This is a genomic window from Rhodococcus sp. MTM3W5.2, from assembly GCF_001984015.1.
Taxonomy (GTDB): Bacteria; Actinomycetota; Actinomycetes; order Mycobacteriales; family Mycobacteriaceae; genus Rhodococcus_G; species Rhodococcus_G oryzae.
Map to the genome: position 1 here is coordinate 1,356,967 of NZ_CP019572.1, position 23,805 is coordinate 1,380,771.

Below are 23,805 nucleotides of genomic sequence, written 5' to 3' on the forward strand. Positions count from 1 at the left end.
AGATCGACAACCCAGCACGCGCTCGCGCGACTGAGGTGGCACGAGAGGAGCCCATAATGATCGGCGACATCATCGGCACCATCATCTTCGGCGCGGTCATCGGCGTGCTCGCACGCTTGGTGATCCCTGGCAAGCAGGCAATGGGATGGGTCATCACCGTCCTGCTCGGCATCGCCGGTGCACTCATCGGGTACTGGATCTGGGACATGATCAGCGACACCGGCGACACGTCGGGCATCGACTGGTGGCGCTGGATCATCAGCATCGCGGCAGCGGCCGCGCTGGCCCTCGGCTACACCGCGTTGACGAGGAAGCAGTAGCCGCGACCGGCGTGCCACCGTGGCGTCGGCGTCCGCTCCGATCCGGGTAGCGACTCGGTGGTAGTGGACGTCGGCCGCCGGACGTTTGTCTTCGCGGTGCTGCTCGCGGCCCTTGCCGGGTACGTCGATGCCATGGGGTACATCACCCTTGGCGGGTTCTTCGTCTCGTTCATGAGCGGGAACTCCACCCGCATGGCTGTCGGTGCGGTCGACGGCCACTGGCACGTCGCGGCGGTCGGCGCCGCGGTCATCGGGCTGTTCGTGCTCGGCGTGGTGCTGGGGTCGGTGCTGGGGCGGATTGCTCGCGCACGCCGCAGATCGGTGGTGATGTGCCTCGTCGCGGGCCTGCTGGTGGCGGCGGTGACGGCCTCGGCCCTCGGCCCGCGGCAGGTCGTCATCGCCGCGCTGGCACTGGCGATGGGGGCCGAGAACACCGTGTTCGAGCGGACCGGCGAGTCGTCGATCAGCCTCACCTACATGACCGGCACGCTGGTCAAGCTGGGGCAGCGCATCGCAGCGGCGCTGACCGGCGGGCCGCGGTGGGAATGGGTGCGGTTCGCCGGGCTGTGGCTCGGCCTGGTGCTCGGGGTGGCCGCTGGCGCGGCGGTGCACCGCGGGGTCGGGCTGGCCGGACTGTGGGCGGCGGTCGCGTTGGCTCTGCTGCTCGCGGTGCTGTTCGCGCGCGATCGGCTCAGCGCGGAGCGTGACATCCCATCGATCGGGCCGTAACCCGTAGCCGGCCCGCGCACGGCTTTTGTCGAGGACGCACAGGGTTTGGCCACCCAAAGGGGGTGCGACCTTGTGAAGGGGAGTGCGTCCGTTTGCGAGGGCGGCGAGGGCGGCGAGGTCGGCCTCAGACCCCGGGCGCGAGTGCCGCCGCCGTCATCGCGCGCAGCACCGCCCGGGTGTGGGCGGGAGCGGACGGGTTCACGCTGTGCGGGGTGGAGTTGATCAGGCCGAACGTCGCGTGCGCCTTGATCCGGGCATCCGACTCGGCCAGCTCCGGGTCGAACTTCCGCAGGACCTCGACCCACACCTCGACGTAGCGGCGCTGGAACTGCCGGACCTGCCTGCGCTCGGCCGCAGGCAGCGACTCCAGGTCGCGGTCCTGCACGCGAATGAGGTCGGGCTCGCCGAGCGCGAAGTCGAGGTGGAACTCGATCAGGCCCGCGAGCGCCTCGTCCGCGGTCGAGGCCGCGTCGGCGACGGCGATACCGCCCTCGAGCAGGCGACGGCTGATGTCGACCAGCAGCTCGACCAGCAGCGCCTCCTTGTTGGGGAAGTGCCGGTAGACGGCGGGGCCGCTGATCCCGACCGCGGATCCGAGGTCCTCGAGACGAACCCCGGCAAAACCACGCTCGGCGATAAGGCGGGCGGCCGCCTGCAGGAGCTGCCGACGGCGATCGGCCTTCGCGCGACCGCGCTTGGTCAGCGCCGAATCGTCGGTTGTCACGTCGGCACCTCCCTTCAACCTGTGGGTCTGGACAACTCAGTTAATCATAGTTATCTTAGATTCGGTTATTGGCAATTAACTGACCGCGAACCGATCTGAGCAGACAGGGCGACGACATGACCATCGACGGGGAGCGCAACCGGGGCGAGCACGTACGCCTGGTGACCGAGCTGCGCGAGCGGCTCGCGACCGCTGCGCTCGGCGGCAGTGAGCAATCGCGACAACGCCACGTGAGCAGGGGCAAGCTGCTGCCGCGCGAGCGGGTGGACACCCTGCTTGATCCGGGCAGCCCGTTCCTCGAGTTCTCGCCGCTGGCCGCGAACGGCATGTACGACGACGAGTGCCCAGGCGCCGGTGTGATCGCCGGTATCGGCCGGGTCTCCGGCCGCGAGTGCGTCATCGTGGCCAACGACGCCACCGTCAAGGGCGGCACCTACTACCCGATGAGCGTGAAGAAGCACCTGCGCGCGCAGGAGATCGCGCTGCAGAACAACCTGCCGTGCCTCTACCTGGTCGACTCCGGCGGCGCCTTCCTGCCCCGTCAGGACGACGTCTTCCCCGATCGCGAGCACTTCGGCCGCATCTTCTTCAATCAGGCCAACCTGAGCGCCAAGGGCATCCCGCAGATCGCGGCGGTGATGGGCTCCTGCACCGCGGGCGGCGCCTATGTCCCGGCGATGAGCGACGAGGCCGTCATCGTGCGCAACCAGGGCACCATCTTCCTCGGCGGCCCGCCGCTGGTGAAGGCGGCGACCGGCGAGGTCGTCACGGCCGAGGACCTGGGCGGCGGTGACCTGCACTCGAAGGTCTCCGGCGTCACCGATCACCTCGCCGAGGACGATCAGGACGCGCTGCGCATCGTGCGCCGGATCGTCGCGACCTTCGGCCCGCGCACGGACCGGCCCTGGGACGTGATCCCGACGGTCGAGCCAACCGCACCGCAGGAGGAGCTCTACGACGTCGTCCCGACGGACCCGCGCACCCCGTACGACGTGCACGAGGTGATCACCCGGATCGTGGACGGCGGCGGCGTCGGCGGTGCCGACAAATCGCACTTCCAGGAGTTCAAGGCCGAGTACGGCAAGACCCTGGTCACCGGCTTCGCTCACATCCACGGGCACCCGGTCGGCATCGTCGCCAACAACGGCGTGCTCTTCGCCGAGTCCGCGATGAAGGGCGCCCACTTCATCGAGCTGTGCGACAAGCGCAGCGTGCCGCTGGTGTTCCTGCAGAACATCGCCGGGTTCATGGTCGGCCGCGACTACGAGGCGGGCGGCATCGCCAAGCACGGCGCCAAGATGGTGACCGCGGTGGCGTGCGCGCGCGTCCCCAAGCTCACGGTGGTGATCGGCGGCTCCTACGGCGCGGGCAACTACTCGATGTGTGGACGCGCCTACTCGCCCCGGTTCCTGTGGATGTGGCCGAACGCGCGGATCTCGGTGATGGGCGGCGAGCAGGCTGCCTCGGTGCTGGCCACCGTCCGCAGCGACCAGCTCGACGCCTCGGGCAAGCCCTGGTCGGCCGAGGACGAGGAGTCATTCAAGGCGCCGATCCGGGCGCAGTACGAGGCCCAGGGCAACCCCTACTATTCGACCGCCCGACTGTGGGACGATGGAATCATCGACCCCGCGGACACCAGAACTGTTCTAGGACTGGCACTTTCGTCGTGCGCTCAGGCGCCGCTCGAGCCGGTCTCCTACGGCGTCTTCAGGATGTGAGTGAGATGACTGAATTTTCCACCGTTCTCGTCGCCAACCGCGGCGAGATCGCGGTCCGCGTCATCCGCACCCTGCGTGCCATGGGCATCCGCTCGGTGGCGGTGTACAGCGAGGCGGACGCAGGCGCACGACACGTGCGCGAGGCCGACACCGCGGTCCTGCTCGGACCCGCGGCGGCGCGCGAGAGCTACCTCGACATCGCGAAGGTGGTCGACGCGGCGAAGCGAACGGGTGCCCAGGCAGTGCACCCCGGCTACGGATTCCTCTCCGAGAACGCGGCCTTCGCGGCCGCCCTCGAGGACGCAGGCATCGCCTTCCTCGGGCCCTCCGCCCGGGCCATCGAGGTCATGGGCGACAAGATCACCGCCAAGAACGCGGTGGCCGAGTTCGACGTCCCGGTTGTGCCCGGCATCGCCCGGCCCGGACTGACCGACGCCGAGCTGATCGCCGCGGCCGAGGACATCGGCTACCCGGTTCTCGTGAAGCCGTCCGCGGGCGGCGGCGGCAAGGGCATGCGCCTGGTCGAGGAGCCGGACAAGCTCGCAGGCGCGCTGGCCAGCGCGCGTCGCGAGGCCGCATCCGCCTTCGGCGACGACACCCTGTTCCTTGAGCGGTTCGTGCTGCGCCCCCGGCACATCGAGGTGCAGATCCTCGCCGACACCCACGGCAACGTCGTGCACCTCGGCGAGCGCGAGTGCAGCCTGCAGCGTCGTCACCAGAAGGTCATCGAGGAGGCGCCATCGCCGCTGCTCGACGAGGCCACCCGAGCCCGGATCGGCGAGGCGGCCTGCAACACCGCGCGGAGCGTCGACTACACCGGCGCAGGGACCGTGGAGTTCATCGTCTCCGCGGACCGCCCCGACGAGTTCTTCTTCATGGAGATGAACACCCGCCTGCAGGTCGAGCACCCGGTCACGGAGATGGTCACCGGGCTCGACCTGGTCGAGTGGCAGGTCCGGGTGGCCGCAGGCGAGAAGCTCGGCATCTCCCAGGACGAGATCACCATGACCGGCCACGCCATCGAGGCCCGCGTCTACGCCGAGGACCCCGCCCGCGGCTTCCTGCCGACGGGAGGACTGGTCCTCGACGTCGTGGAGCCGTCCGGCCCCGGTATCCGGGTTGATTCGGGCCTGCGGGCGGGCACCGAGGTCGGCAGCGACTACGACCCGATGCTGTCGAAGGTCATCGCGCACGCCGCCGACCGCGCCGGGGCGCTGCGCAAGCTCGACCGGGCGCTCGCCGACACCGCGGTTCTCGGCGTGGTCACCAACATCGACTTCGCGCGGTTCCTGCTCGCGGACCCAGACGTCGTCGCGGGCGCCCTCGACACCGGCCTGCTCGACCGCAGGCTCGAGGACTATGTCGCGGCCGACGCCTCGGACGTGCAGTTCGTCGCTGCGGGCGCGTACCGGTGGCTGACGCGCTGGCCGCAGGGCGCCCAGGCCGACCTGTGGGAGCGGCCGACCGGCTGGCGCGTCGGTACCCCGGCGCCGACCAGCATCCGCCTCGCCTCGCCTGCCCGTACCGACCACGTTCGGATCGTCGGCACGCCCGGCGATGCGCTGGTGTCGATGGAGGACGGTGAAACACGAAGGCTGACCGCATCATTGGACGGTTCCACGTTGTCCGTCGCGGTGGACGGACTGCGGGCGAGTTACCTGGTGGCGGCCCACGACGGTCACATCTGGCTCTCGGGCTCCGACGGGACCGCGGTCCTGCGCGAGGTTCGGGAGGTCAGCGTCCGCACGGGTGACGCGCACGCGGGGGAGGCCGAGATCACCAGCCCGATGCCGGGCGCGGTCATCGCGGTCGGTGTGGAGCACGGCGCGACCGTCGCCGCGGGTACCGCGGTGGTCGTGGTCGAGGCGATGAAGATGGAGCACTCGCTGACCTCTCCCATCGACGGCACCGTCGAGCTGCTCGTCGCGGCGGGCGACCAGGTGAAGGTCGACCAGATCCTCGCTCGCGTGATCCCGCACGCACCCGAAACATCCGATAACTCAGGACAACCCGAACTCGCAGAGACGACCACGAAGGGCGCCGCGTCATGACCGATTACCTCTCCTCCGGATCGCTGCCCGACGAGTACCAGCAGCTCGCAAAGGTGGTCCGCGACTTCGCGCAGACCGTCGTCGCGCCGGTCGCAGCAGAACACGACGCGAACCACACCTTCCCTTACGAGGTCGTCGCGGGGATGGCCGAGCTGGGCCTGTTCGGCCTGCCCTTCTCCGAGGAGTACGGCGGACAGGGCGGCGACTACTTCGCGCTCTGCCTCGCCCTCGAGGAGCTCGGCAAGGTAGACCAGTCCGTGGCCATCACCCTGGAAGCGGGCGTCTCGCTCGGTGCGATGCCGATCTACCGCTTCGGTAACGAGGCGCAGAAGCAGGAGTGGCTGCCGCAGCTCACGAGCGGCAAGGCGCTGGCCGCGTTCGGCCTCACCGAGCCGGGAGCGGGCAGCGACGCAGGCGGCACCAGGACCACCGCGAAGGAAGACGGCGGCGACTGGATCATCAACGGCAACAAGCAGTTCATCACCAACTCCGGCACCGACATCACCCGCCTGGTCACCGTCACCGCGGTCACCGGCGAGAAGGAGAACGGGAAGAAGGAGATCTCCACCATCCTGGTGCCGACCTCCACGCCGGGATTCACCGCGGAGCCGGCGTACAACAAGGTCGGCTGGAACGCCTCCGACACCCACCCGCTGACCTTCCAGGATGTTCGGGTGCCGCAGGAGAACCTGCTGGGCGAGCGCGGGCGTGGCTACGCGAACTTCCTGCGCATCCTCGACGAGGGCCGGATCGCGATCGCGGCGCTGAGCGTCGGTGCCGCGCAGGGCTGCGTGGACGAATCGGTCAAGTACGCCAAGGAGCGCGAGGCGTTCGGCAAGCCGATCGGCGCCAACCAGGCCATCGCCTTCAAGATCGCGCGGATGGAGGTGCGCGCGCACGTCGCCCGCACCGCGTACTACGACGCGGCCGCACTCATGCTGGCGGGCAAGCCCTTCAAGAAGCAGGCCTCCATCGCCAAGCTGATCGCCAGCGAGGCCGCGATGGACAACGCCCGCGACGCCACCCAGATCTTCGGCGGCTACGGCTTCATGAACGAGTACCCGGTCGCCCGCCACTACCGGGACAGCAAGATCCTCGAGATCGGCGAGGGCACCACCGAGGTGCAGCTGATGCTGATCGCGCGCGAGGCCGGGCTGTGAGCCAGCCGGACCGCAAGAGGGTCGTCCAGCGCGGGCTCTGGTTCGAGGAGTTCGAGACCGACGTCGTCTACGAGCACCGCCCCGGTCGCACCATCACCGAGGCGGACAACGTCCTGTTCACCACGCTGACGATGAACACCCAGGCGCTGCACCTGGACGCCGCGTTCAGCGAGCAGTTGCCGCCGTTCAACCAGCGGCTGGTGAACTCGATGTTCACGCTGTCCACCCTGGTCGGCCTGTCGGTCGCGCAGCTCACCCAGGGCACGATCGTCGCGAACCTCGGGTTCTCCGAGATCTCCTTCCCCAAGCCGCTCTTCCACGGCGACACCATGTACGCCGAGACGGTGATCACCGACAAGCGGGAGTCGAAGAGCAGGCCGGGCGAGGGCATCATCACCCTTGCGCACACCGCGCGGAACCAGCACGGCGACGTGGTGGCGATCGCGGTCCGTAAGACGCTTGTCAGGAAGAGGCCGTCATGACAGCGAATTCCGGTCACTCCTCGGGGTGGGCACCGCCCGGCCCGGCCTGGCTCTTCTGCCCGGCGGATCGGCCGGAGCGCTACGCGAAGGCCGCGGCCGCCGCGGACGTCGTCATCCTCGACCTCGAGGACGGGGTCGCCCCCGCGGACAAGGCGGCCGCCCGACGCGCGCTGATCGACACCCCGCTCGACCCCGAGCGCACCGTGGTGCGGATCAACGCGGCTGGCACCGAGGATCAGGCGCTCGACCTGGAGGCGCTGCTGCAGACCCGCTACCCGAGGGTGATGCTGCCCAAGTGCGAGTCGGCGGAACAGGTGCGCTCACTCGCCCCGCGCGAGGTGATCGCCCTGATCGAGTCCCCGCTCGGCGCCCTGACTGTTGCCGAGTCCGCACAGGTCGCGAACGCGATCGGGGTGATGTGGGGCGCGGAGGACCTGGTCGCGGCGCTCGGCGGGAACGCGAGCCGCCATACCGACGGCTCCTATCGCGATGTGGCCAGGCACGTGCGCTCCTGCTCGCTGCTGGCGGCCAAGGCACACGGCCGGTTCGCGCTGGATTCGGTCTACCTCGACATCAAGGACCTCGATGGTCTGCGCGCGGAGTCCCTCGACGCCGTCGCGGTCGGGTTCGACGCCAAGGTGGCCATCCATCCGAGTCAGGTCGCCGTGATCCGGTCCGCCTACGAACCCAGCGCGGAGGACCTCGCCTGGGCGCGCAGGGTGCTCGCCGCGGTGTCGGAGGAGCGCGGGGTCTTCGCGTTCGAGGGGAAGATGGTGGACGCGCCGGTGCTTCGGCACGCGGAGGCGATCGTGCGCCGGAGTGAATCGTTGTGAACAGTTCAGTCGCCGAGAAATCTGAAGGTGCTGAGAAATGTGAAGGGAACAGCAAGCTGATGTCCGAGTCCACTGTCATCGTCGCCGGAGCCCGTACCCCGATGGGGCGGCTCCTCGGTTCGCTGAAGGGATTCTCCGGGTCCGATCTCGGTGGCATCGCGATCAAGGGTGCCCTGGAGAAGGCGGGGGTCGCGCCCGAGAGCGTCGAGTACGTGATCATGGGCCAGGTGCTCACCGCGGGCGCCGGCCAGATGCCCGCGCGGCAGGCGGCCGTTGCGGCGGGCATCCCGATGGACGTGCCCGCGTTGTCGATCAACAAGGTGTGTCTCTCGGGTGTCGACGCGATCGCGCTGGCCGACCAGCTGATCCGCGCAGGCGAGTTCGACATCGTGGTCGCCGGTGGCCAGGAGTCGATGAGCCGCGCACCGCACATGCTCGAGAAGAGCCGCGAGGGCTTCAAGTACGGAGACGTGACCATGCGCGACCACATGGCGTACGACGGCCTGCACGACATCTTCACCGACCAGCCGATGGGGCTGCTGACCGAGCAGGTCAACCAGCAGGAAGCCACCCACATCACCCGCGAGGAGCAGGACGCGTTCGCGGCGGCCTCGCACCAGAACGCCGCACGCGCCTGGAAGAACGGCCTGTTCGACAACGAGGTCGTGCCGGTGGAGATCCCGCAGCGCAAGGGCGATCCGATCGTCTTCGCCGAGGACGAGGGAATCCGCGCCGACACCACCGTCGAGTCGCTGAGCACGCTGCGCCCGGCGTTCAGCAAGGACGGCACGATCACCGCGGGCTCGGCGTCGCCGATCTCCGACGGTGCCGCCGCCGTGGTCGTGATGAGCAAGGCCAAGGCGCAGGAGCTGGGCCTGAGCTGGATCGCGGAGATCGGCGCGCACGGCGTCGTCGCGGGCCCCGACTCCACCCTGCAGTCGCAGCCCGCGCGCGCGATCGCCAAGGCCTGCGCGAAGGAGGGCATCGCACCAACCGATCTCGACCTCGTCGAGATCAACGAGGCCTTCGCGGCCGTCGGCATCGCGTCCACGCGCGAGCTCGGCCTCGACCCGGCCAAGGTCAACGTCAACGGCGGTGCGATCGCCGTCGGGCATCCGCTCGGCATGTCCGGCGCGCGGATCGCCCTGCACCTGGCGCTGGAACTGGAGCGCCGCGGCGGCGGCGTCGGCGCGGCCGCGCTGTGCGGCGGCGGCGGCCAGGGTGACGCCCTGATCATCCGGGTCCCGAAGAAGTGACAGGCGAGGGCGACGGCCGGTTCGATGCCGGCCTCGCCGTCCGGCGTGAGGTGATGGGCGACGACTTCGTCGACCGCGCGCTGACCCGCGACCTCGGCACCGACAGCGAGGCGATCCAGCGGCACATCACCGAGACGGTCTGGGGTTCGGTCTGGACCCGCGACGGCCTGAGCCGGCGGGACCGCAGCCTGCTGAACCTGGGCATGCTGACGGCGCTGCGCGCGGAATCGGAGCTGCGCGGGCACGTCCGAGGCGCACTCCGGAACGGCCTGAGCCGCGAGGAGATCACAGAGGCGATCATCCACACCAGCGGGTATTGCGGCGCGCCTGCCGCGCTCGCCGCGATGCGCGTGGTGCAGGAGGTCCTCACCGAGGACCTCGGGCCGAAACAGACTGACTGAGAGAGGACGAACCGCATGGAATCGCTTCAGCCGCAGTGGGAACCGACACGCGACGACGTGCGGAACGCCCGGGTCACCGATTTCGCCTCATGGGTGGGGCGGGAGTACTCGGTGTCCGTGCCCGACTACCACTCGCTGTGGCGATGGTCGGTCGAGCATCTCGACGATTTCTGGCGCTCGGTCTGGGACTACTTCGGGCTCAGGTCCGCGACGCCGGTCGGCGAGGTGCTCGCCCAGGACCGGATGCCCGGTGCGGTGTGGTTCCCCGGGGTCCGGCTCAACTACGTGGACCAGGTGCTGCGCAACGAGCGCTCGGACCGGCCCGCCATCGTCTACTCCGGTGAGACGGCCGCCGAGGACGTCACCCTGTCCTGGGCGGATCTGCGCAGGCAAGCGGGTGCGCTGGCCGCGACCCTGCGGGCGAACGGCGTCGGTCCGGGCGACCGGGTGGTCGGCTACCTGCCGAACATCCCGGAGACCGTCGTCGCCTTCCTCGCGACGGCGAGCCTCGGCGCGATCTGGGCGGCCTGCGGCCAGGACTACTCGGCCCCCGCCGCCTTGGACCGGCTGGGCCAGCTCGAACCGTCGGTGCTGATCACCGCGGACGGCTACCGCTTCGGCGGCAAACAGCACGACCGCCGCGACTCGATCGCCGAACTGCGGGCCGGGATGCCGAGCCTGACGGCGACCGTGCTGGTTCGGCGACTCGGTGCGGCCGCCGACTCCGAGGACGGTGAGCCCGAGGGCGTCGTGTCCTGGGCGGCGGCGACCGCAGGCGAGGCACCGCTGGAACCGGTGGACGTCGACTTCGACCATCCGCTCTGGGTGGTGTTCTCCTCGGGCACCACCGGCCTGCCGAAGGGGATCGTGCACGGGCACGGCGGCGTGCTCCTCGAGCACCTGAAATCGGTTGCCCTGCAGATGGACATCGGGCCCGAGGACACCTTCTTCTGGTACACCAGCCCGAGCTGGATGATGTGGAACTTCCAGGTCGCCGGACTGCTGGTCGGCGCCACCATCGTCTGCTTCGACGGCAACCCCGGGTACCCGGACGTCGATTCGCTGTGGGCGCTCACCGCGCGGCACCGGGCCACCGTGCTCGGCACCAGTCCGGGCTACGTGCTCGCCTGCGCGAAGGCGGGCGTGGTCCCGCGGCGCGACCACGACCTGAGCGCGCTGCGCACGGTGGGGATCACCGGATCGACCCTGCCTGCGTCGTCCTCGCTCTGGATCGCCGAGAACGTTGGTGTGCCAGTGGCTTCCATCACCGGCGGCACGGATGTGGTCTCCGCATTCATCGGCGGCGCGCGCACCGTCCCGGTCTGGCCGGGCGAACTGTCCGCGCCCTTTCTCGGGGTCGCGCTCGAGGCCTACGACGAGGGCGGCGTGCCGATCCGCGGGGATGTCGGGGAACTGGTCATCACCAAGCCGATGCCGTCCATGCCGATCCGATTCTGGAACGACCCCGACGGAAAGCGGTACCACGACGCGTACTTCGACGACTTCCCCGGAGTGTGGCGGCACGGCGACTGGATCACCATCACCGAGCGGGGCAGCGTGCTGATGCACGGCCGCTCGGACTCGACGCTCAACCGCAACGGGATCCGGATGGGCAGCGCCGACATCTACCAGGCCGTCGAACGCCTGCCGGAGATCGCCGAGGCGCTCGTCATCGGGGCCGAGCAGCCCGACGGCGGGTATTGGATGCCGCTGTTCGTGGTGCTCGCGGACGGGGCGGTGCTCGACAGCGCGCTCGAGGACCGGATCAAGTCGACGATCCGTGAGCAGGCATCCCCGCGGCACGTGCCGGACGAGATCATCGCGGCGCCAGGCGTCCCGCACACCCGCACCGGCAAGAAGCTGGAGGTGCCGATCAAGCGGATGTTTCAGGGCGCAGACGCGGACCGGATCCTCGATCGGAGCGCGATCGACGCCCCCGAGCTCATCGACTGGTATCTCCAGCAGAGGCGCTGACCTGGGCAGGAGATAATTGCGTCTCATCATGTAACTGAATTTTTGTGAAGTTCGCCATATTTTGCATCGCGTTCCCATACGCTGCAGCCAAGGCGGGCGGCAGCGGGGTTTCACGACCGAGAGCGAGCGGGTAACCGCAGCTCACGGGGTGGATCCGGCGCTGGCGTCCGAGATGGAAGCTGCCCACATGCAAAGGACGCGCCGTGAACTTCAAGAGAATCGCCCCCGCGATCGCCGCTCTCGCGACCGCAAGCCTGGTCGCTGCGGGCTGTAGCAGCGACAGCGGCGCAGACGCGGCCGACAGCGCTGCGACCGGTGATCCGATCAAGGTCGGTCAGATCGTGCCCATCGAGGCGCCGGGCCTCGGGTCCGCCACCTACGCCGCGGCCACGGTCGCGTCGGTCGACGCATTCAACGAGCGGGGCGGCGTGAACGGACGCCCGCTGGAACTGCTGCAGTGCGACTCCATGGGCGATCCGAACAAGGAGGTCGACTGCGCGAACAAGATGGTCTCCGAGGGGGCCGTCGCGACCCTCGCCGACTTCACGCCTGCCTCGTCCGAGGCGACGTCGAAGATCCTGTTCGACGCCGGCATCGCCCGAGTCGGGCTGAACCCGGTGAACATGTCGGAGTTCATCGCCACAAATATCTACACCCCTTTCTCCGGCTCGCTGCTCAACCTGTACGGGATGATCGACATCCTGGTGGCGCAGGGTAAGACCAAGCTCTCGCTGATGCGCCCCGACCTCCCGGTCACCGCGCAGCTGGTCGGGCTGCTGACCCCGGCGGTACAGGCCAAGGGCGCCGAGATCGTCAACGACGTCGCGGTGGGCGCCGGCGCGACCGACTACACCCAGTTCATCGCCGCGGCCGAGCGCAATGACGCACAGGGCGTGATCATGGCGCTCGGCGCGACCGACGCCAACCCGATCGCCCAGGCATTCGAGCAGCTCGGGTCGAAGCTGACCTTCGCGCTGGGGACGGCGGGCTTCACCCAGGCCGACCTGCAGGACCTCGGCACCTTCGCCACCACCTCGACGTACACCAGCCCGACCCCCGCGCCCTCGTCGAGCACCGCGGACTTCCCCGGCCTCAAGGAATTCCTGGCGGACATGGACAAGTCCGGCAAGGAGGAGCTCGAGCTGCAGAACCTCACCGGCGATGCGGTGAACCCGTGGTTGTCGGTGCGCGCGTTCGGTGAGGTGGCAAAGAACCGGACGGAGATCGACGCCGCGAACATCTGGAAGGGGTTCGAGAACGCCAAGGACATCGACATGGCCGGGCTGATCCCGGCCTGGACTCCGGGAGCGGTGGAGCAGTTCGGGATCTTCCCGCGGATCTCGAACTCGATGATGTACAAGATGTCGTTCGACGGCGACGTGCTGGTCACCGATCCCACGCAGTACGACCTGCGCACCCCCACCGCCTAGTTCACGCCCCACCATGGAGATTGACGAATGACTGAGTTCTTGCAGTTCGCGATTCTCGGCCTGGGAGCGGGATCCGCCTACGCGCTCCTGGCGCAGGGGATCGTGCTGGTCTACCGCGGATCCGGGGTGGTGAACTTCGCCCAGGGCGCGATCGCCATGGTGGGGGCCTACATATGCCTGGAAACCCTTCGGCGTGACCATGACTGGGGTCTGCTGCCGGCTTTCCTGGTGGCAGTGGTGGTGGCCGGACTGATCGGCCTGGCATTTCAGCTGCTGGTGTTGCGGTGGCTCGCCAATGCAGCGCCGATCGTCCGGCTGGCCGCCACCCTCGGCCTGATGGTGATCCTGCAGGCGGGGGTGCAGCAGTACTACGGCAGTACGTCGATCCGGGTGCGAACCTTCCTGCCCGACGAGGCGTATCGCTGGGGCGGTGTTGTGGTGCAGCAGGATCGGATGATCCTGTTGGGTATCGCGGTGGCGTCGACGGCGGCGCTGTGGGCGTGGACCAAGTTCACCCGGGTGGGCCTGGCCATCACCGCGGCCGCCGAGCACGAGCGCGCCGCCGCCGCGCTCGGCTGGTCCCCGCAGCGCCTTGCCGCGCTGACCTGGACGGTCGGCGGCGCGCTCGCCGGTGCCGCCGGAATCCTGGTGGCGCCCTTGACCGGGCTCACCCCGTCGGCCTTCGTGGTGATCGTGACGGTCTCGGCGCTCGCCGCGGCCCTTCTCGGCGGCTTCCGCTCCTTCCCGCTCACCCTGCTCGGCGGTTTGCTGCTCGGCGTCGGCGAGAGCCTGGTCGTCCTCTACCAGGAGGACCTGCGGGATCTTCTCGGGATGGAGACCCTCACCGGCATCAACCGGGCGGTGCCGTTCTTGGTGATCCTGGTGGTGCTGGTGGTGCGGGGGAAGGGGCTGCCGTTGCGCAGCCATGTCTCCGAGCGGCTGCCCACGCTCGGTTCCGGCGAGATCCGTTGGCCGCTCGTCGTCCTCGGGATCCTGGTGGCCGTTGGCGTCATCCTCAGCGGCGGCGATTGGCTGCGGTCGCTGACACTGACGCTGGCCGCAGCGGTGTTCCTGCTCTCGATCGTGGTGCTGACCGGTTACGCCGGCCAGCTCTCGCTCGCCCAGTACACCGTCGGCGGCCTGGGGGCGCTGTTCGCCGCGCGACTCGTCGGCGAGGCCGGCTGGTCGCTGATACCCGCGGCACTGGTGAGCGTGCTCGCCGTGATCGCGATCGGTGTGGTGTTCGCGCTCCCGGCCTTGCGCACGCGGGGCGTGAACCTCGCGGTGGTCACCCTTGGGCTCGGGTTCACCATCCAGGAGATGGTGTTCAACAACCCGACCTTCACCGGTGACAAGCTCGAGGGCTCGGTGAAGATCCACCGGCTGAGCCTGTTCGGACTCGACGTCACGCCGAGTGTCCATCCTGAGCGGTGGGCGACGGTGTGCCTCGTGGCGTTGGTCGTCTGCGGCCTGATGGTCGCGAACCTGCGGCGCTCGCGCACCGGGCGACGGCTCATCGCCGTGCGCACCAACGAGCGGGCCGCGGCCTCGCTCGGCATCAGCGTGTTCGGGGTCAAGATCTACGCTTTCGCGCTCGCGTCCGGCCTGGCCGCGGTGGCCGGCATCCTCCTGGGCCTGCGCAACACCGCCGTCACCTACCTCGAGTTCAACGTGTTCGCGTCGATCAACGCCGTGGTCCAGGCGGTGACCGGCGGCCTCGGGTTCGTCACGGGTAGCCTCATCGGCTCGCTCATGGCGCCCGGCGCCCTCTTCAGCCGGCTGCTGTCCGGATTGGCCATCGCCGCGCTGCTCGGAGGCGTGATCCTCATCGTCACCCTGCTGACCAACCAGAACGGCATCGCCGACATGATCTCCCGCGGGATCCGGAAGGTCCCCTGGCGGGGCGCGCTTGCGACGCGCCGCACCCAGGGCCGTGGTCAGGAACTCTCTGCGGAATCGCCGACCGGTTCGGTCACTCCGACGCCGCTGGCGGTACGCGGTCTGACGGTCAGGTTCGGCGGCGTGACAGCCGTCGACGGCGTCGATCTCGACATCGCGCCCGGACAGGTGGTGGGTCTGATCGGGCCAAACGGCGCAGGCAAGACCACCGTGATCGACGCGATCACCGGATTCGTCAGCCCCACGTCCGGACAGCTCACGCTCGGCGACCAGGACATCACCGACTGGTCCACCGCGCGGCGGTCCAAGGGCGGCCTCCGCCGGTCCTTCCAGTCCCTCGAACTGTTCGAGGACGTCACGGTCGGCGAGAACATCCACGCCGGCGCCGACGAGTCGACTTGGCGCACGTGGCTCACCGACCTGGTCCGCCCTGGCCGTCACCCGCTCTCGCCGAGCGCGTCGACGGTCGTGCGGGACTTCGAGCTGGAGAAGGACCTGGACGTGTTGCCGAGCGAGCTGTCCTATGGTCGGCGCCGACTGGTGGGCATCGCCAGGGCGGTCGCCTCCGCTCCGTCCGTCATCCTGCTCGACGAGCCGGCGGCCGGGCTGGACGACGCCGAGGGCCGGGAACTCGCGGTCGCCATCCGGCACCTGGCCGTGCAGCGCGGGGCGGGGGTGCTCCTCATCGAGCACGACATGGGCCTGGTGATGTCCACCTGCGATCGGATCGTGGTGCTCGAGGCAGGCAGGGTGATCGCCGCGGGCACGCCGGACGAGATCGCCGCCAGTTCGGCGGTCCGCGACGCCTACCTGGGCACAGAAGACGAGACGACGGAGGCAACGCGATGACCATCACCCAGGAGAAGGCGGTGCCGTCCACGACGGTGCTCGAATGCCACGGTCTCAGCGCCGGCTACGGCGGGACCGTGGTGTGCCGCGGCCTCGACATCACCGTGCGTTCGGGGAGGTCGTGGCGCTGATCGGAGCCAACGGCGCGGGCAAGTCCACCACGATGCTGACGGTGGCAGGCGAGTTGGCGCCGATCTCGGGCCGGGTGTCCGTGCTCGGTTCCGACAAGAAGGCATCGCTCGCCACCCTGGCGCGGCGCGGCCTGAGCTATGTCACCGAGGAGCGGTCGGTGATCATGGGGCTGACGGCCGCGGACAACCTGCGGCTGGCGGGCGTCAAGGCCGATGCCGCGTGCGCGATCTTCCCGGAACTGCGTGCGCTGCTCGGGCGACCGGCAGGCCTGTTGTCCGGCGGCGAGCAGCAGATGCTCACCCTGGCAAGGGCGCTGGCCAGGAACCCGAAGCTGCTGTTGGCGGACGAGCTGTCCCTCGGGCTGGCACCGCAGATCGTGGCGCGGCTCCTCGACGTGGTGCGGGCGGCCGCCGACACCCAGAACCTCGGCGTGTTGCTGGTTGAGCAGCACGTTCGTCAGGTCCTGCGGGTCGCGGATCGCGTGTACGTGATGCGCCGCGGCCAGGTGATGCTGGCGGGTACGGCCGCCGAGATCGGCGCGGACCTCGACGCGGTTCAGCGGGCCTACCTCTCTTCGGGTGAGCCGGGGGAGAGCGGTTAACAAGCAATTCGGTCAACTCTTGTACCCTTGGTCGGTCATCCGTCCTGGTCAGCGCGGGGCGTGACCCAACAGGAGCGAGGGGTGCGAGTGACGTCCGGTACGAAGTCGACGGTGGTCCGGGTGCCGAAGGCCGGGGAGTTGGTGGCAGCCAACCTGCGGCGTCGGATCATCACCGGCGAACTCAACGTGGGCGACCCGTTGCCAAACGAGGCCGTGCTCATGGAACAGTTCGGGGTGTCGCGGCCGACCCTGCGTGAGGCCTTCCGGATCCTCGAATCCGAATCGATCATCACGGTGCTGCGCGGCGCGCACGGTGGCGCGAGGGTCTTGGCGCCCGACGCATCGGTTGCCGCGCGGTACACCGGCCTGCTGCTGCAGTACCAGGGCACACCGCTAATCGACGTGTACCGGGCGCGCGCATCGCTGGAGGTGTCCGCGGTGGGAATGCTGGCCGAGGGCAACCGCGGCGAGGCTCTCGCGACCTTCGCGGAACTGATCGAGGCGGGTGCCGACCTCGTGGAGGACTCCGCCGGGTTCGCGCGCCACGACGTCGACGTCCACCAGGCGCTGATCGACCTCGCCGGGAACCAGACGCTCGCCGTGCTCGGCGGGATGCTGGTGCACATCATCGACGCGCACAACGCCCTCTTCATCGCCTCGCACGGAGGCGGCAACGAGCGGCCCGCCGCCCGTGCGGCGCATCGTGCCTACCTCAAACTGCTCGGACTGCTGCGCGAGGGCGATGCCACCGCCGCTCAGGAGTTCTGGCGCAAGCATCTCGACGCGATCGAGAAGTACATGATCGGCGACACCGAGACGACCCTCGTCGAGGTGTTGTCGTAGCTCGGTAGACCGGAGGGATCAGGGCACCGGGATCACCAGCGGCGGCAGCCCGGGGATCTGGACCTGGATCTGCGGCGGCGGCGGTGGTGGTGGGGCCACGGGAACCGGCGCGGGCGGCGGTGGTTCCGGCGCGGGTGGGGGCGGTGCGGGCGCCGGTGGTGGCTCGGGCGCCGGGGCGGGCGCCTGTCTCTGGACGGGTGGCGGCGCGACCGCGAGTGGCTCGAGTTGTGCCACGGGCGGAGGCGGCGGGGCCTGCGGTCCAGGGGTGGCATCGGGGGCGGCGCGCCGGGTCGGTCCGCGGCCTGCTGTGGTCCCGCCCCGATCGGAACGGCCGCGAGGCCACCGGTCATCAGGTCCACGACCGTCACCTGCGTCATCGGCTGCTGGGCGGGTTGTACGAGCAGAAGCCGCTCGGCGTCGTAGCCGGGCCACGCGTCCTCCGTCGCGGCCGGCTCCGAACTCGCGCGCGGATCGCTCAGCGGGCTTCCCCGAGCGCACCGGACCCGCGGCGTTCCGTGGTCGTCGATCAGGACGATGGTCCCGGCCTCGAGCACCGCCTGGAATGACGTGGCGCGTTGTCCGCTGTAGCCGTGGTTGGTCACCCTCGTGTCCGCGCGCAGCAGTACGGGTGTGAGGGTCCGCACGTAGCTCCGCACGTCGTCGACATCGAGCACGCCGGACCAGGCCTCCACCTTGATGGGATCGCTCTCGAGGTCCGCGACCAGCCGCTCCCGGTCGCACAGGACCCGGTCGAGGCTTCCGCCGTACAGACCGACGCGATCCCCTGAGACGCTGAGGCCTGCGTCCGCGCTCGGGAGGTCGGCGCCCGGCGGACCGGGCGGGACGACAGTCGGGATCTGCGGGGGTAGCAGGCGGTCGGTCCATGGCAGTCGGCCGTCGGAGATCACACGGTCAAGCGCCAGGGGCCGCGGCTGCGTCTCCGGCCCGTTCGAACACGCCGCGACCAGCACGGCACACGCGACCACGAGCCATCGCCCCGGCACGTGTCCCACACGCGGACCGGTCCTTGCGACAGTGCTTCGTCGGGCAAACCGTGCGGCCTGCCCGGCGATGACGGTGGCCACGCACACATCGTAAGCACTGTGGTGGGGAGCCGGGCTCTATTGCGGGACCTCGGGCGCGCTGCTCAGCGAGCCGGTTCGGGCTCCAGGTCCGCGGCCGCGGTGGGGGCGACGACGGACGCGGGGACCCGACGCGGGATGAAGGCCGCGATGAGCAGCGCCAGCATCGCGGCCGCGGCACCGATCAGGAACGTCACCACGAACGCCCGGTGCGTCGGCACAAGGGCAGGGCCGAACGACATGGTCATGTTGGCGAGCACCACGGTCATCACGGCACTCGCGAACGACGTTCCGACCATCCGCATCAGGGAGTTGAGGCCGTTCGCGGCGGCCGTCTCGTGCAGTGGGACCGAGCGCATGATCAGCGCGGGCATGGCCGCGTACGCGATGCCGATTCCCGCGCCGATGATGGTCGAGACGAGCGCGATCTGCCAGACCTCGTTCATCAGCACGGCGCCGATCAGGTAGCCGACGGCGATGACGACGGTGCCGACCATCAGCGTGGTCCGCGGGCCGTACCGGTTGGTGATGCGGGCCGACACCGGCGAGAGCAGCATCATCACGATGCCTGCCGGCGCCATGCACAGCCCGGCCATGACCATCGACTGGCCGAGTCCGTAGCCGGTCTCGGGCGGTGACTGCAGCAGCTGCGGAACCGTCAACGACGTTGCGTACATGGCGAATCCGGTCATGACCGAGGCCAGGTTGGTCAGCAGGATCGGTCGGGAGGCGGACACCCGGAGGTTGACGAGGGGCTCCGCCGTGCGCAGCTCGGCGAACCCCCACACGAGGAACACGACGACGGCCGTGGCGAGCAGCCCGAGGGTGGTCGCACTGGTCCAGCCCCACTCGGCACCCTTGGTGATCGCCAACAGCAGCGAGACGAGGCCGGCCGCGAGCCCCACCGCGCCGAGGTAGTCGAACCGACCCGGATTGCGGACGGGTGACTCGGGGACCAGGATCGCGACCGCGATCGCGACCAGGGTGCCCAGCACGGCGGATGCCCAGAACAGCATGTGCCAGTTGAAGTTCTGCGCCGTCGCCGCGGCCAGCGGCAGGCCGATCGCACCGCCGACGCCCATCGTCGAACTCATCACCGAGATCGCGCCGCCCACCTTCTCGGCGGGCAGTTCATCGCGAAGGATGCTGATGCCGAGCGGAATCGCCCCGGTCGCCGCGCCCTGCAGGATGCGGCCGATGATCACAAGGGGGACGGTGTCGCTCAGCGCGCACACCACCGATCCCGCGACCAGGAAAGCCATGCTGACCAGGATCATTCGCCGCTTGCCGAACATGTCGCCGAGGCGGCCCGAGACCGGCGTGACGACGGCCGCGGCCAGCAGGGTGGAGGTGATGACCCAGGATGCGGTGGACGCCGAGGTGTTCAGCAGCTCGGGCAGGACGTGGATCAGCGGCACGACGAGGGTCTGCATGAGCGAGACCACGATGCCGGAGAACGCCAGCGTGGCGAGGATCCAGGTGGAGGAGCGGGTGCGCCGCGTCGCGCTGTCGGCAGCAATGGTCACGACGGACCTCTTCTCTTGTGTTCTATGCACTGATCGAGTTCGAAAAAGGGCAGCAGATGTGTACGGTACACATCGTATGTATCGTGCACAATCGGCAGGAGTATGACGGCGTGATGCGAGGATGACCCCGATGGAATCCGAGGAGATCGACCCGGGTCGCGGGTTGGAGCGCGAGATCACGCTGATGGCCCGCCACACCACCCTGGTGACCAAGCGTTGGCTGGAACAGCAGGCGCTCGACCGATCGGCGTATCTGCTGTTGAGTCGCCTCGAGATCGGCGAGCCGATGACGTTGAAGGAACTGGCGGACTCGTTCGGCCTCGACGTCTCCACGATCAACCGGCAGACCGCTGCTCTCGTCCGGCAGGGACTGGCCGAGAGAATTCCCGACCCGCATGGCGGCACGGCGAGGAAACTCCGGCCGACGGACGGGGGACTGCGCGCGCTGCGTTCCGACCGGCAGCACAACGTCGACGGCATCAACTCCCTCGTCGCCGATTGGGACGAGAAGGATCGACGGGATCTGGTTACCTTGTTGCGGCGGCTGAACGAACAGATCGAGGACCGACAGGGTCTCAGCTGGCCGAGGGACTGACCGACAAGCTGCGAGGGAGTTGCACGGATGGGCATCAACGAGGGACGCGTCGTGATCGTGACCGGCGCCGCGGGCGGCATCGGCCGTGAGCACGCGCTCGAGTTCGCCAGGCAGGGAGCGAAGGTCGTCGTCAACGACCTCGGGCCCGCCGAGGCGGTCGTCGAGGAGATCAAGGCGCTCGGCGGCGAGGCCATCGCGAACAAGGACGACATCTCGGACTTCGACGGTGCGGGCCGGCTGGTGCGCAGCGCGATCGACACGTTCGGGACCGTGCACGTGCTCGTCAACAACGCTGGCATCCTCCGCGACAAGATGTTCGTCAACATGACGGTCGATCAGTGGGACGACGTCATGCGCGTGCACCTGCGGGGGACGTTCGCGCCCTCGCAGCACGTGGCGTCGTACTGGCGGGAACAGCACAAGGCTGGCACCCCGGTCGCGCACCCGCGCATCATCAACACCTCCTCGCCCTCGGGCCTGTACGGCAACATCGGGCAGGCGAACTACGGCGCCGCGAAGGCGGGCATCGCGGCGTTCACCGTGATCCTCGCCGACGAGCTCGCCCGGCTCGGCGTCACCGTCAACGCGATCGCCCCCACCGCTCTCACCCAGATGACCGCGGGCCTCGAGGGTTTCGTCGCCGCGATGGAGGCCGAGAAGGAACGCACCGGCTTCGATGCCGCCGCACCGGCGAACATCTCACCGACCGTGGTCTGGCTCGGATCGCCGGAGTCCGACGGCATCACCGGCCGGATCTTCAATGTGCACGGCGGTTCGATCAGCGTCGCGGAGACATGGGTGGCGGGCCCCGGGGTGTCGAAGAACGCCCGTTGGGATCCGGCGGAGCTGGGGGAGGTCATCCCGACGCTGGTCGCCGAGGCGCGACCGAACTCGGACATGGCCGGGCAGTCGCGCAACGAGAACTCGCGTCAGGGCCTGTAGCCCCGCGCTCACCCCTGCCCGAGCAGATCGAGAGCGAAGCGCGCGTACTCCGCGGCGATCTGCTCGGGCGAGGACGGTCCATCGATCCGGAACCACTGCGGCAGTGATGTGCACATCGTCGAGATGGCCCGTCCGGCATCCCTCGGATGCCGCGTCGTGAGGCTTCCCTCGGCGATCGCGGCGTCGATCTCGTCGTCGAGAAGGTATTGAATCTGATTGCGGGAGTCGGTGATCCGCGCCCGGTTCGCCGGTTCGAGGCTACGCATCTCGCTGGCGCCGATGAACGCGAGTTCCCTGCGGTGCGTGTGATAGAGCGCGAGCGCCTCGACGATGAGGCCGACCCGCTCGATCCCGCCGGTGCCCTGGTCCCGGGCCGCCCGCACCCGCCAGTGCAGCTCGTCCATCGTGAGATCGAGCGCCCGCACCAGTAGCTCCTGCTTGTCCCGGTAGTGGTGGTACATGCCGGGAACGCTCATGCCCGCCCGCTCGGCGATCGACCGCATGGTCGCGCCGTGATACCCGGTCTCCACGAACGAGTCGATCGCGGCCGCGAGCACCGGGTCGATGCGCAATGACGGGAACACCCGCCAGTCACCCGCCGACTGTGTAGCTGCCGTCGCCGCTCCTGGGGATTCGCGCCGGGAAGTGCGCACTCGGCGGTCCGCCGTGGAGTGTCCGCGGGCGGAGGTGGTGCCGGCGTCACCCATCAGCTGTGCGGCGGTGGTGCCGAGCGCCCCGGCGAGGGCGTGCAGTCGCTCGACCGAGACGCCGGTCTTGCCGTTCTCGATGGCGCTGAGCGTCGCCGGGCTGATCGCCAGCCGCCCCGCGAGCTCTCGCAACGTCAGGCCCGCCGACCGGCGCGTCCGCCTGATCGCGTCGGGCAGGGGTTCCGGCTTGGTCAACTCTCCATCCAATCTGTTCAGTAATACTGAACATGCTACATGTGGTCGTCTGCTGAACTCCTTTGACGGCCAGCCAAACCTGTGCAATCGTGGAGAGGCCATGGGCCGAGCGATCGTTCGGCCAAGCGCTGCAGGAGGAGCGAGTGTGTCGATCGATCTGAGCTATTCCCCCGAGGTGCGGGACCTCATCGACCGCACCAGGACCTTCACCCGCGACGTCGTCCTGCCCATCGAGGACGAGCATGCCGGCGACATCACGGCAGGCGGCGGCGACGCGCTGCGGATCGGCATGCAGCAGGCGGCCAAGGACGCCGGGGTGTTCGCCCCGCACGCCCCGCTCGAGTTCGGCGGCCACGGGTTGAACATGTCGGACCGCGCTCCGGTGTTCGAGGAGGCCGGCTATTCACTGTTCGGTCCCACCGCGTTGAACATCGCGGCGCCCGACGAGGGCAACGTCCACATGCTGGCGCACATCGCCAACCCGGAGCAGAAGCAGCAGTTCCTCGCGCCGCTGGCCCACGGGACGTCCGTTCGGCCTTCGCGATGACGGAGCCGGCACCAGGAGCGGGATCGGACCCGTCGGCGCTGACCACCCGCGCGGTCCGGGCGGAGGGCGGCTGGCGGATCAACGGGCACAAGTGGTTCATCACCGGCGCCGACGGCGCCGGCTTCTTCATCATCATGGCGCGCACCTCGGGCGAGCCCGGTCAGCGCGGCGGCGCCACGATGTTCCTGGCGCCCGCGGACAGCGCCGGGATCCGGGTTGGACGACACATCGACACCCTGGACCGGGCGATGATCGGCGGGCACTGCGAGGTCTTCTTCGAGGACCTGCTGGTTCCCGACGCCGCGGTGCTCGGCGAGGTCGACCGCGGCTTCGAGTACGCCCAGGTGCGGCTCGGCCCGGCGCGGATGACCCACGTGATGCGCTGGCTGGGTGCCGCGCGCCGCGGCCATGATGTCGCGGTCGCCCGGGTGGCCGAGCGGGAAGGCTTCGGATCCAGGCTGGGCGACCTCGGCATGGTTCAGAAGATGGTGGCGGACAACGAGATCGACATCGCCGCCACCCGGGCGCTGCTGGTGCGGGCCTGCTGGGAGCTCGACAGCGGCGACCCGGCGTCGAATGCGACATCGATCGCGAAGACCTACGCCGCCGAGGCGGTCTTCCGGATCGTGGACCGCAGCATGCAGATGTGCGGCGGGATGGGGTCTCCGGTGACCTGCCGCTGGCGCGGCTCTCGCGCGAGGTCCGTCCGTTCCGGGTCTACGACGGGCCGTCCGAGGTGCACCGTTGGGCGATCGCCAAGCGGGTCGTCGGGGCGGCCAAGCGCGAGCTGAGGGGCGAGAAGTGAGCCT

General features: G+C 69.3%; 21 protein-coding genes and 1 pseudogene. 18 read left to right on the forward strand and 4 right to left on the reverse strand.

The genetic code is table 11. From position 1 onward, the window contains the following. The first annotated feature begins 56 nt into the window (after nt 1–56). Both BTZ20_RS06440 and BTZ20_RS06445 read left to right on the forward strand, forming a co-directional pair. Nucleotides 57–320, forward strand: a complete 264-nt coding sequence (locus tag BTZ20_RS06440) for a GlsB/YeaQ/YmgE family stress response membrane protein (protein WP_189636603.1) — start codon at nt 57–59, stop codon at nt 318–320. A gap of 57 nt (nt 321–377) precedes the next feature. After that, entirely contained in the window at nt 378–1,049 is a 672-nt protein-coding gene (locus tag BTZ20_RS06445) for a YoaK family protein (RefSeq protein WP_077040793.1), read from the forward strand. Between the two features lie 124 nt (nt 1,050–1,173). Here the strand turns inward: BTZ20_RS06445 and BTZ20_RS06450 are convergent, their stop codons facing one another. Continuing rightward, a complete protein-coding gene (locus BTZ20_RS06450) occupies nt 1,174–1,773 on the reverse strand; it encodes a TetR/AcrR family transcriptional regulator (RefSeq protein WP_077040794.1) in 600 nt (199 codons plus the stop codon). A gap of 116 nt (nt 1,774–1,889) precedes the next feature. Between BTZ20_RS06450 and BTZ20_RS06455 the strand changes: the two genes are divergently transcribed. The 13 genes from BTZ20_RS06455 to BTZ20_RS06510 all read left to right on the forward strand — a co-directional run bounded on the left by BTZ20_RS06455 (nt 1,890) and on the right by BTZ20_RS06510 (nt 17,402). Next, the gene (locus BTZ20_RS06455) at nt 1,890–3,491 is read left to right on the forward strand and encodes a carboxyl transferase domain-containing protein (RefSeq protein ID WP_077040795.1); all 1,602 of its coding nucleotides are present in this window, start codon (nt 1,890–1,892) and stop codon (nt 3,489–3,491) included. Between the two features lie 5 nt (nt 3,492–3,496). Next, the gene (locus tag BTZ20_RS06460; protein WP_077043533.1) at nt 3,497–5,542 is read left to right on the forward strand and encodes an acetyl/propionyl/methylcrotonyl-CoA carboxylase subunit alpha; all 2,046 of its coding nucleotides are present in this window, start codon (nt 3,497–3,499) and stop codon (nt 5,540–5,542) included. Next, entirely contained in the window at nt 5,539–6,702 is a 1,164-nt protein-coding gene (locus BTZ20_RS06465) for an acyl-CoA dehydrogenase family protein (RefSeq protein ID WP_077040796.1), read from the forward strand. Before BTZ20_RS06460 ends, BTZ20_RS06465 begins: the two co-directional genes overlap by 4 nt. Beyond that, on the forward strand, nt 6,699–7,184 hold the full coding sequence (locus BTZ20_RS06470) for a MaoC family dehydratase (RefSeq protein WP_077040797.1): 486 nt from the start codon (nt 6,699–6,701) through the stop codon (nt 7,182–7,184). Before BTZ20_RS06465 ends, BTZ20_RS06470 begins: the two co-directional genes overlap by 4 nt. Next, the gene (locus BTZ20_RS06475) at nt 7,181–8,017 is read left to right on the forward strand and encodes an HpcH/HpaI aldolase/citrate lyase family protein (protein WP_077040798.1); all 837 of its coding nucleotides are present in this window, start codon (nt 7,181–7,183) and stop codon (nt 8,015–8,017) included. The genes BTZ20_RS06470 and BTZ20_RS06475 overlap by 4 nt, the downstream gene beginning before the upstream one ends. A 59-nt stretch (nt 8,018–8,076) precedes the next feature. Continuing rightward, nucleotides 8,077–9,273, forward strand: coding sequence for an acetyl-CoA C-acetyltransferase (locus tag BTZ20_RS06480; protein ID WP_077040799.1), 1,197 nt, complete (start codon nt 8,077–8,079; stop codon nt 9,271–9,273). Between the two features lie 53 nt (nt 9,274–9,326). Continuing rightward, entirely contained in the window at nt 9,327–9,674 is a 348-nt protein-coding gene (locus BTZ20_RS06485; protein WP_083742898.1) for a carboxymuconolactone decarboxylase family protein, read from the forward strand. A gap of 15 nt (nt 9,675–9,689) precedes the next feature. Beyond that, on the forward strand, nt 9,690–11,648 hold the full coding sequence (locus BTZ20_RS06490; protein ID WP_077040801.1) for an acetoacetate--CoA ligase: 1,959 nt from the start codon (nt 9,690–9,692) through the stop codon (nt 11,646–11,648). Nucleotides 11,649–11,851: 203 nt separating this feature from the next. Further along, a complete protein-coding gene (locus BTZ20_RS06495; protein ID WP_077040802.1) occupies nt 11,852–13,078 on the forward strand; it encodes an ABC transporter substrate-binding protein in 1,227 nt (408 codons plus the stop codon). A gap of 27 nt (nt 13,079–13,105) precedes the next feature. Beyond that, the gene (locus BTZ20_RS06500) at nt 13,106–15,826 is read left to right on the forward strand and encodes a branched-chain amino acid ABC transporter permease/ATP-binding protein (RefSeq protein WP_077040803.1); all 2,721 of its coding nucleotides are present in this window, start codon (nt 13,106–13,108) and stop codon (nt 15,824–15,826) included. Then, nucleotides 15,823–15,957 carry a hypothetical protein gene (locus tag BTZ20_RS28930; protein WP_262982547.1) on the forward strand — a complete coding sequence of 45 codons (135 nt, stop codon included), beginning with the start codon at nt 15,823–15,825 and terminating at the stop codon, nt 15,955–15,957. Before BTZ20_RS06500 ends, BTZ20_RS28930 begins: the two co-directional genes overlap by 4 nt. Continuing rightward, a complete protein-coding gene (locus BTZ20_RS06505) occupies nt 15,948–16,559 on the forward strand; it encodes an ABC transporter ATP-binding protein (protein ID WP_223263656.1) in 612 nt (203 codons plus the stop codon). Before BTZ20_RS28930 ends, BTZ20_RS06505 begins: the two co-directional genes overlap by 10 nt. Before the next feature lie 87 nt (nt 16,560–16,646). Then, nucleotides 16,647–17,402 (forward strand): FadR/GntR family transcriptional regulator, encoded by a 756-nt coding sequence (locus tag BTZ20_RS06510; RefSeq protein ID WP_097211040.1) that lies wholly within the window; start codon nt 16,647–16,649, stop codon nt 17,400–17,402. A gap of 32 nt (nt 17,403–17,434) precedes the next feature. On the opposite strand, the gene BTZ20_RS06515 is transcribed toward BTZ20_RS06510, so the two are convergent. Continuing rightward, nucleotides 17,435–18,487, reverse strand: coding sequence for a DUF6777 domain-containing protein (locus tag BTZ20_RS06515; RefSeq protein ID WP_223263657.1), 1,053 nt, complete (start codon nt 18,485–18,487; stop codon nt 17,435–17,437). Nucleotides 18,488–18,549: 62 nt separating this feature from the next. Continuing rightward, complete coding sequence (locus tag BTZ20_RS06520) at nt 18,550–20,010, reverse strand: MFS transporter (protein WP_077040804.1); 1,461 nt, start codon at nt 20,008–20,010, stop codon at nt 18,550–18,552. Between the two features lie 130 nt (nt 20,011–20,140). On the opposite strand from BTZ20_RS06520, the gene BTZ20_RS06525 reads away from it, so the two are divergent. Together BTZ20_RS06525 and BTZ20_RS06530 are read left to right on the forward strand one after the other, a co-directional pair. After that, a complete protein-coding gene (locus tag BTZ20_RS06525; RefSeq protein ID WP_077043535.1) occupies nt 20,141–20,605 on the forward strand; it encodes a MarR family winged helix-turn-helix transcriptional regulator in 465 nt (154 codons plus the stop codon). A 27-nt stretch (nt 20,606–20,632) separates the two neighbouring features. Further along, nucleotides 20,633–21,547 carry an SDR family oxidoreductase gene (locus tag BTZ20_RS06530; RefSeq protein ID WP_077040805.1) on the forward strand — a complete coding sequence of 305 codons (915 nt, stop codon included), beginning with the start codon at nt 20,633–20,635 and terminating at the stop codon, nt 21,545–21,547. An 8-nt stretch (nt 21,548–21,555) separates the two neighbouring features. On the opposite strand, the gene BTZ20_RS06535 is transcribed toward BTZ20_RS06530, so the two are convergent. Beyond that, entirely contained in the window at nt 21,556–22,449 is an 894-nt protein-coding gene (locus BTZ20_RS06535) for a TetR family transcriptional regulator (protein WP_077040806.1), read from the reverse strand. Between the two features lie 145 nt (nt 22,450–22,594). Between BTZ20_RS06535 and BTZ20_RS06540 the strand changes: the two are divergent. Beyond that, nucleotides 22,595–23,801 (forward strand): annotated as a pseudogene (locus tag BTZ20_RS06540) (acyl-CoA dehydrogenase family protein). Nucleotides 23,802–23,805 lie beyond the last annotated feature (4 nt).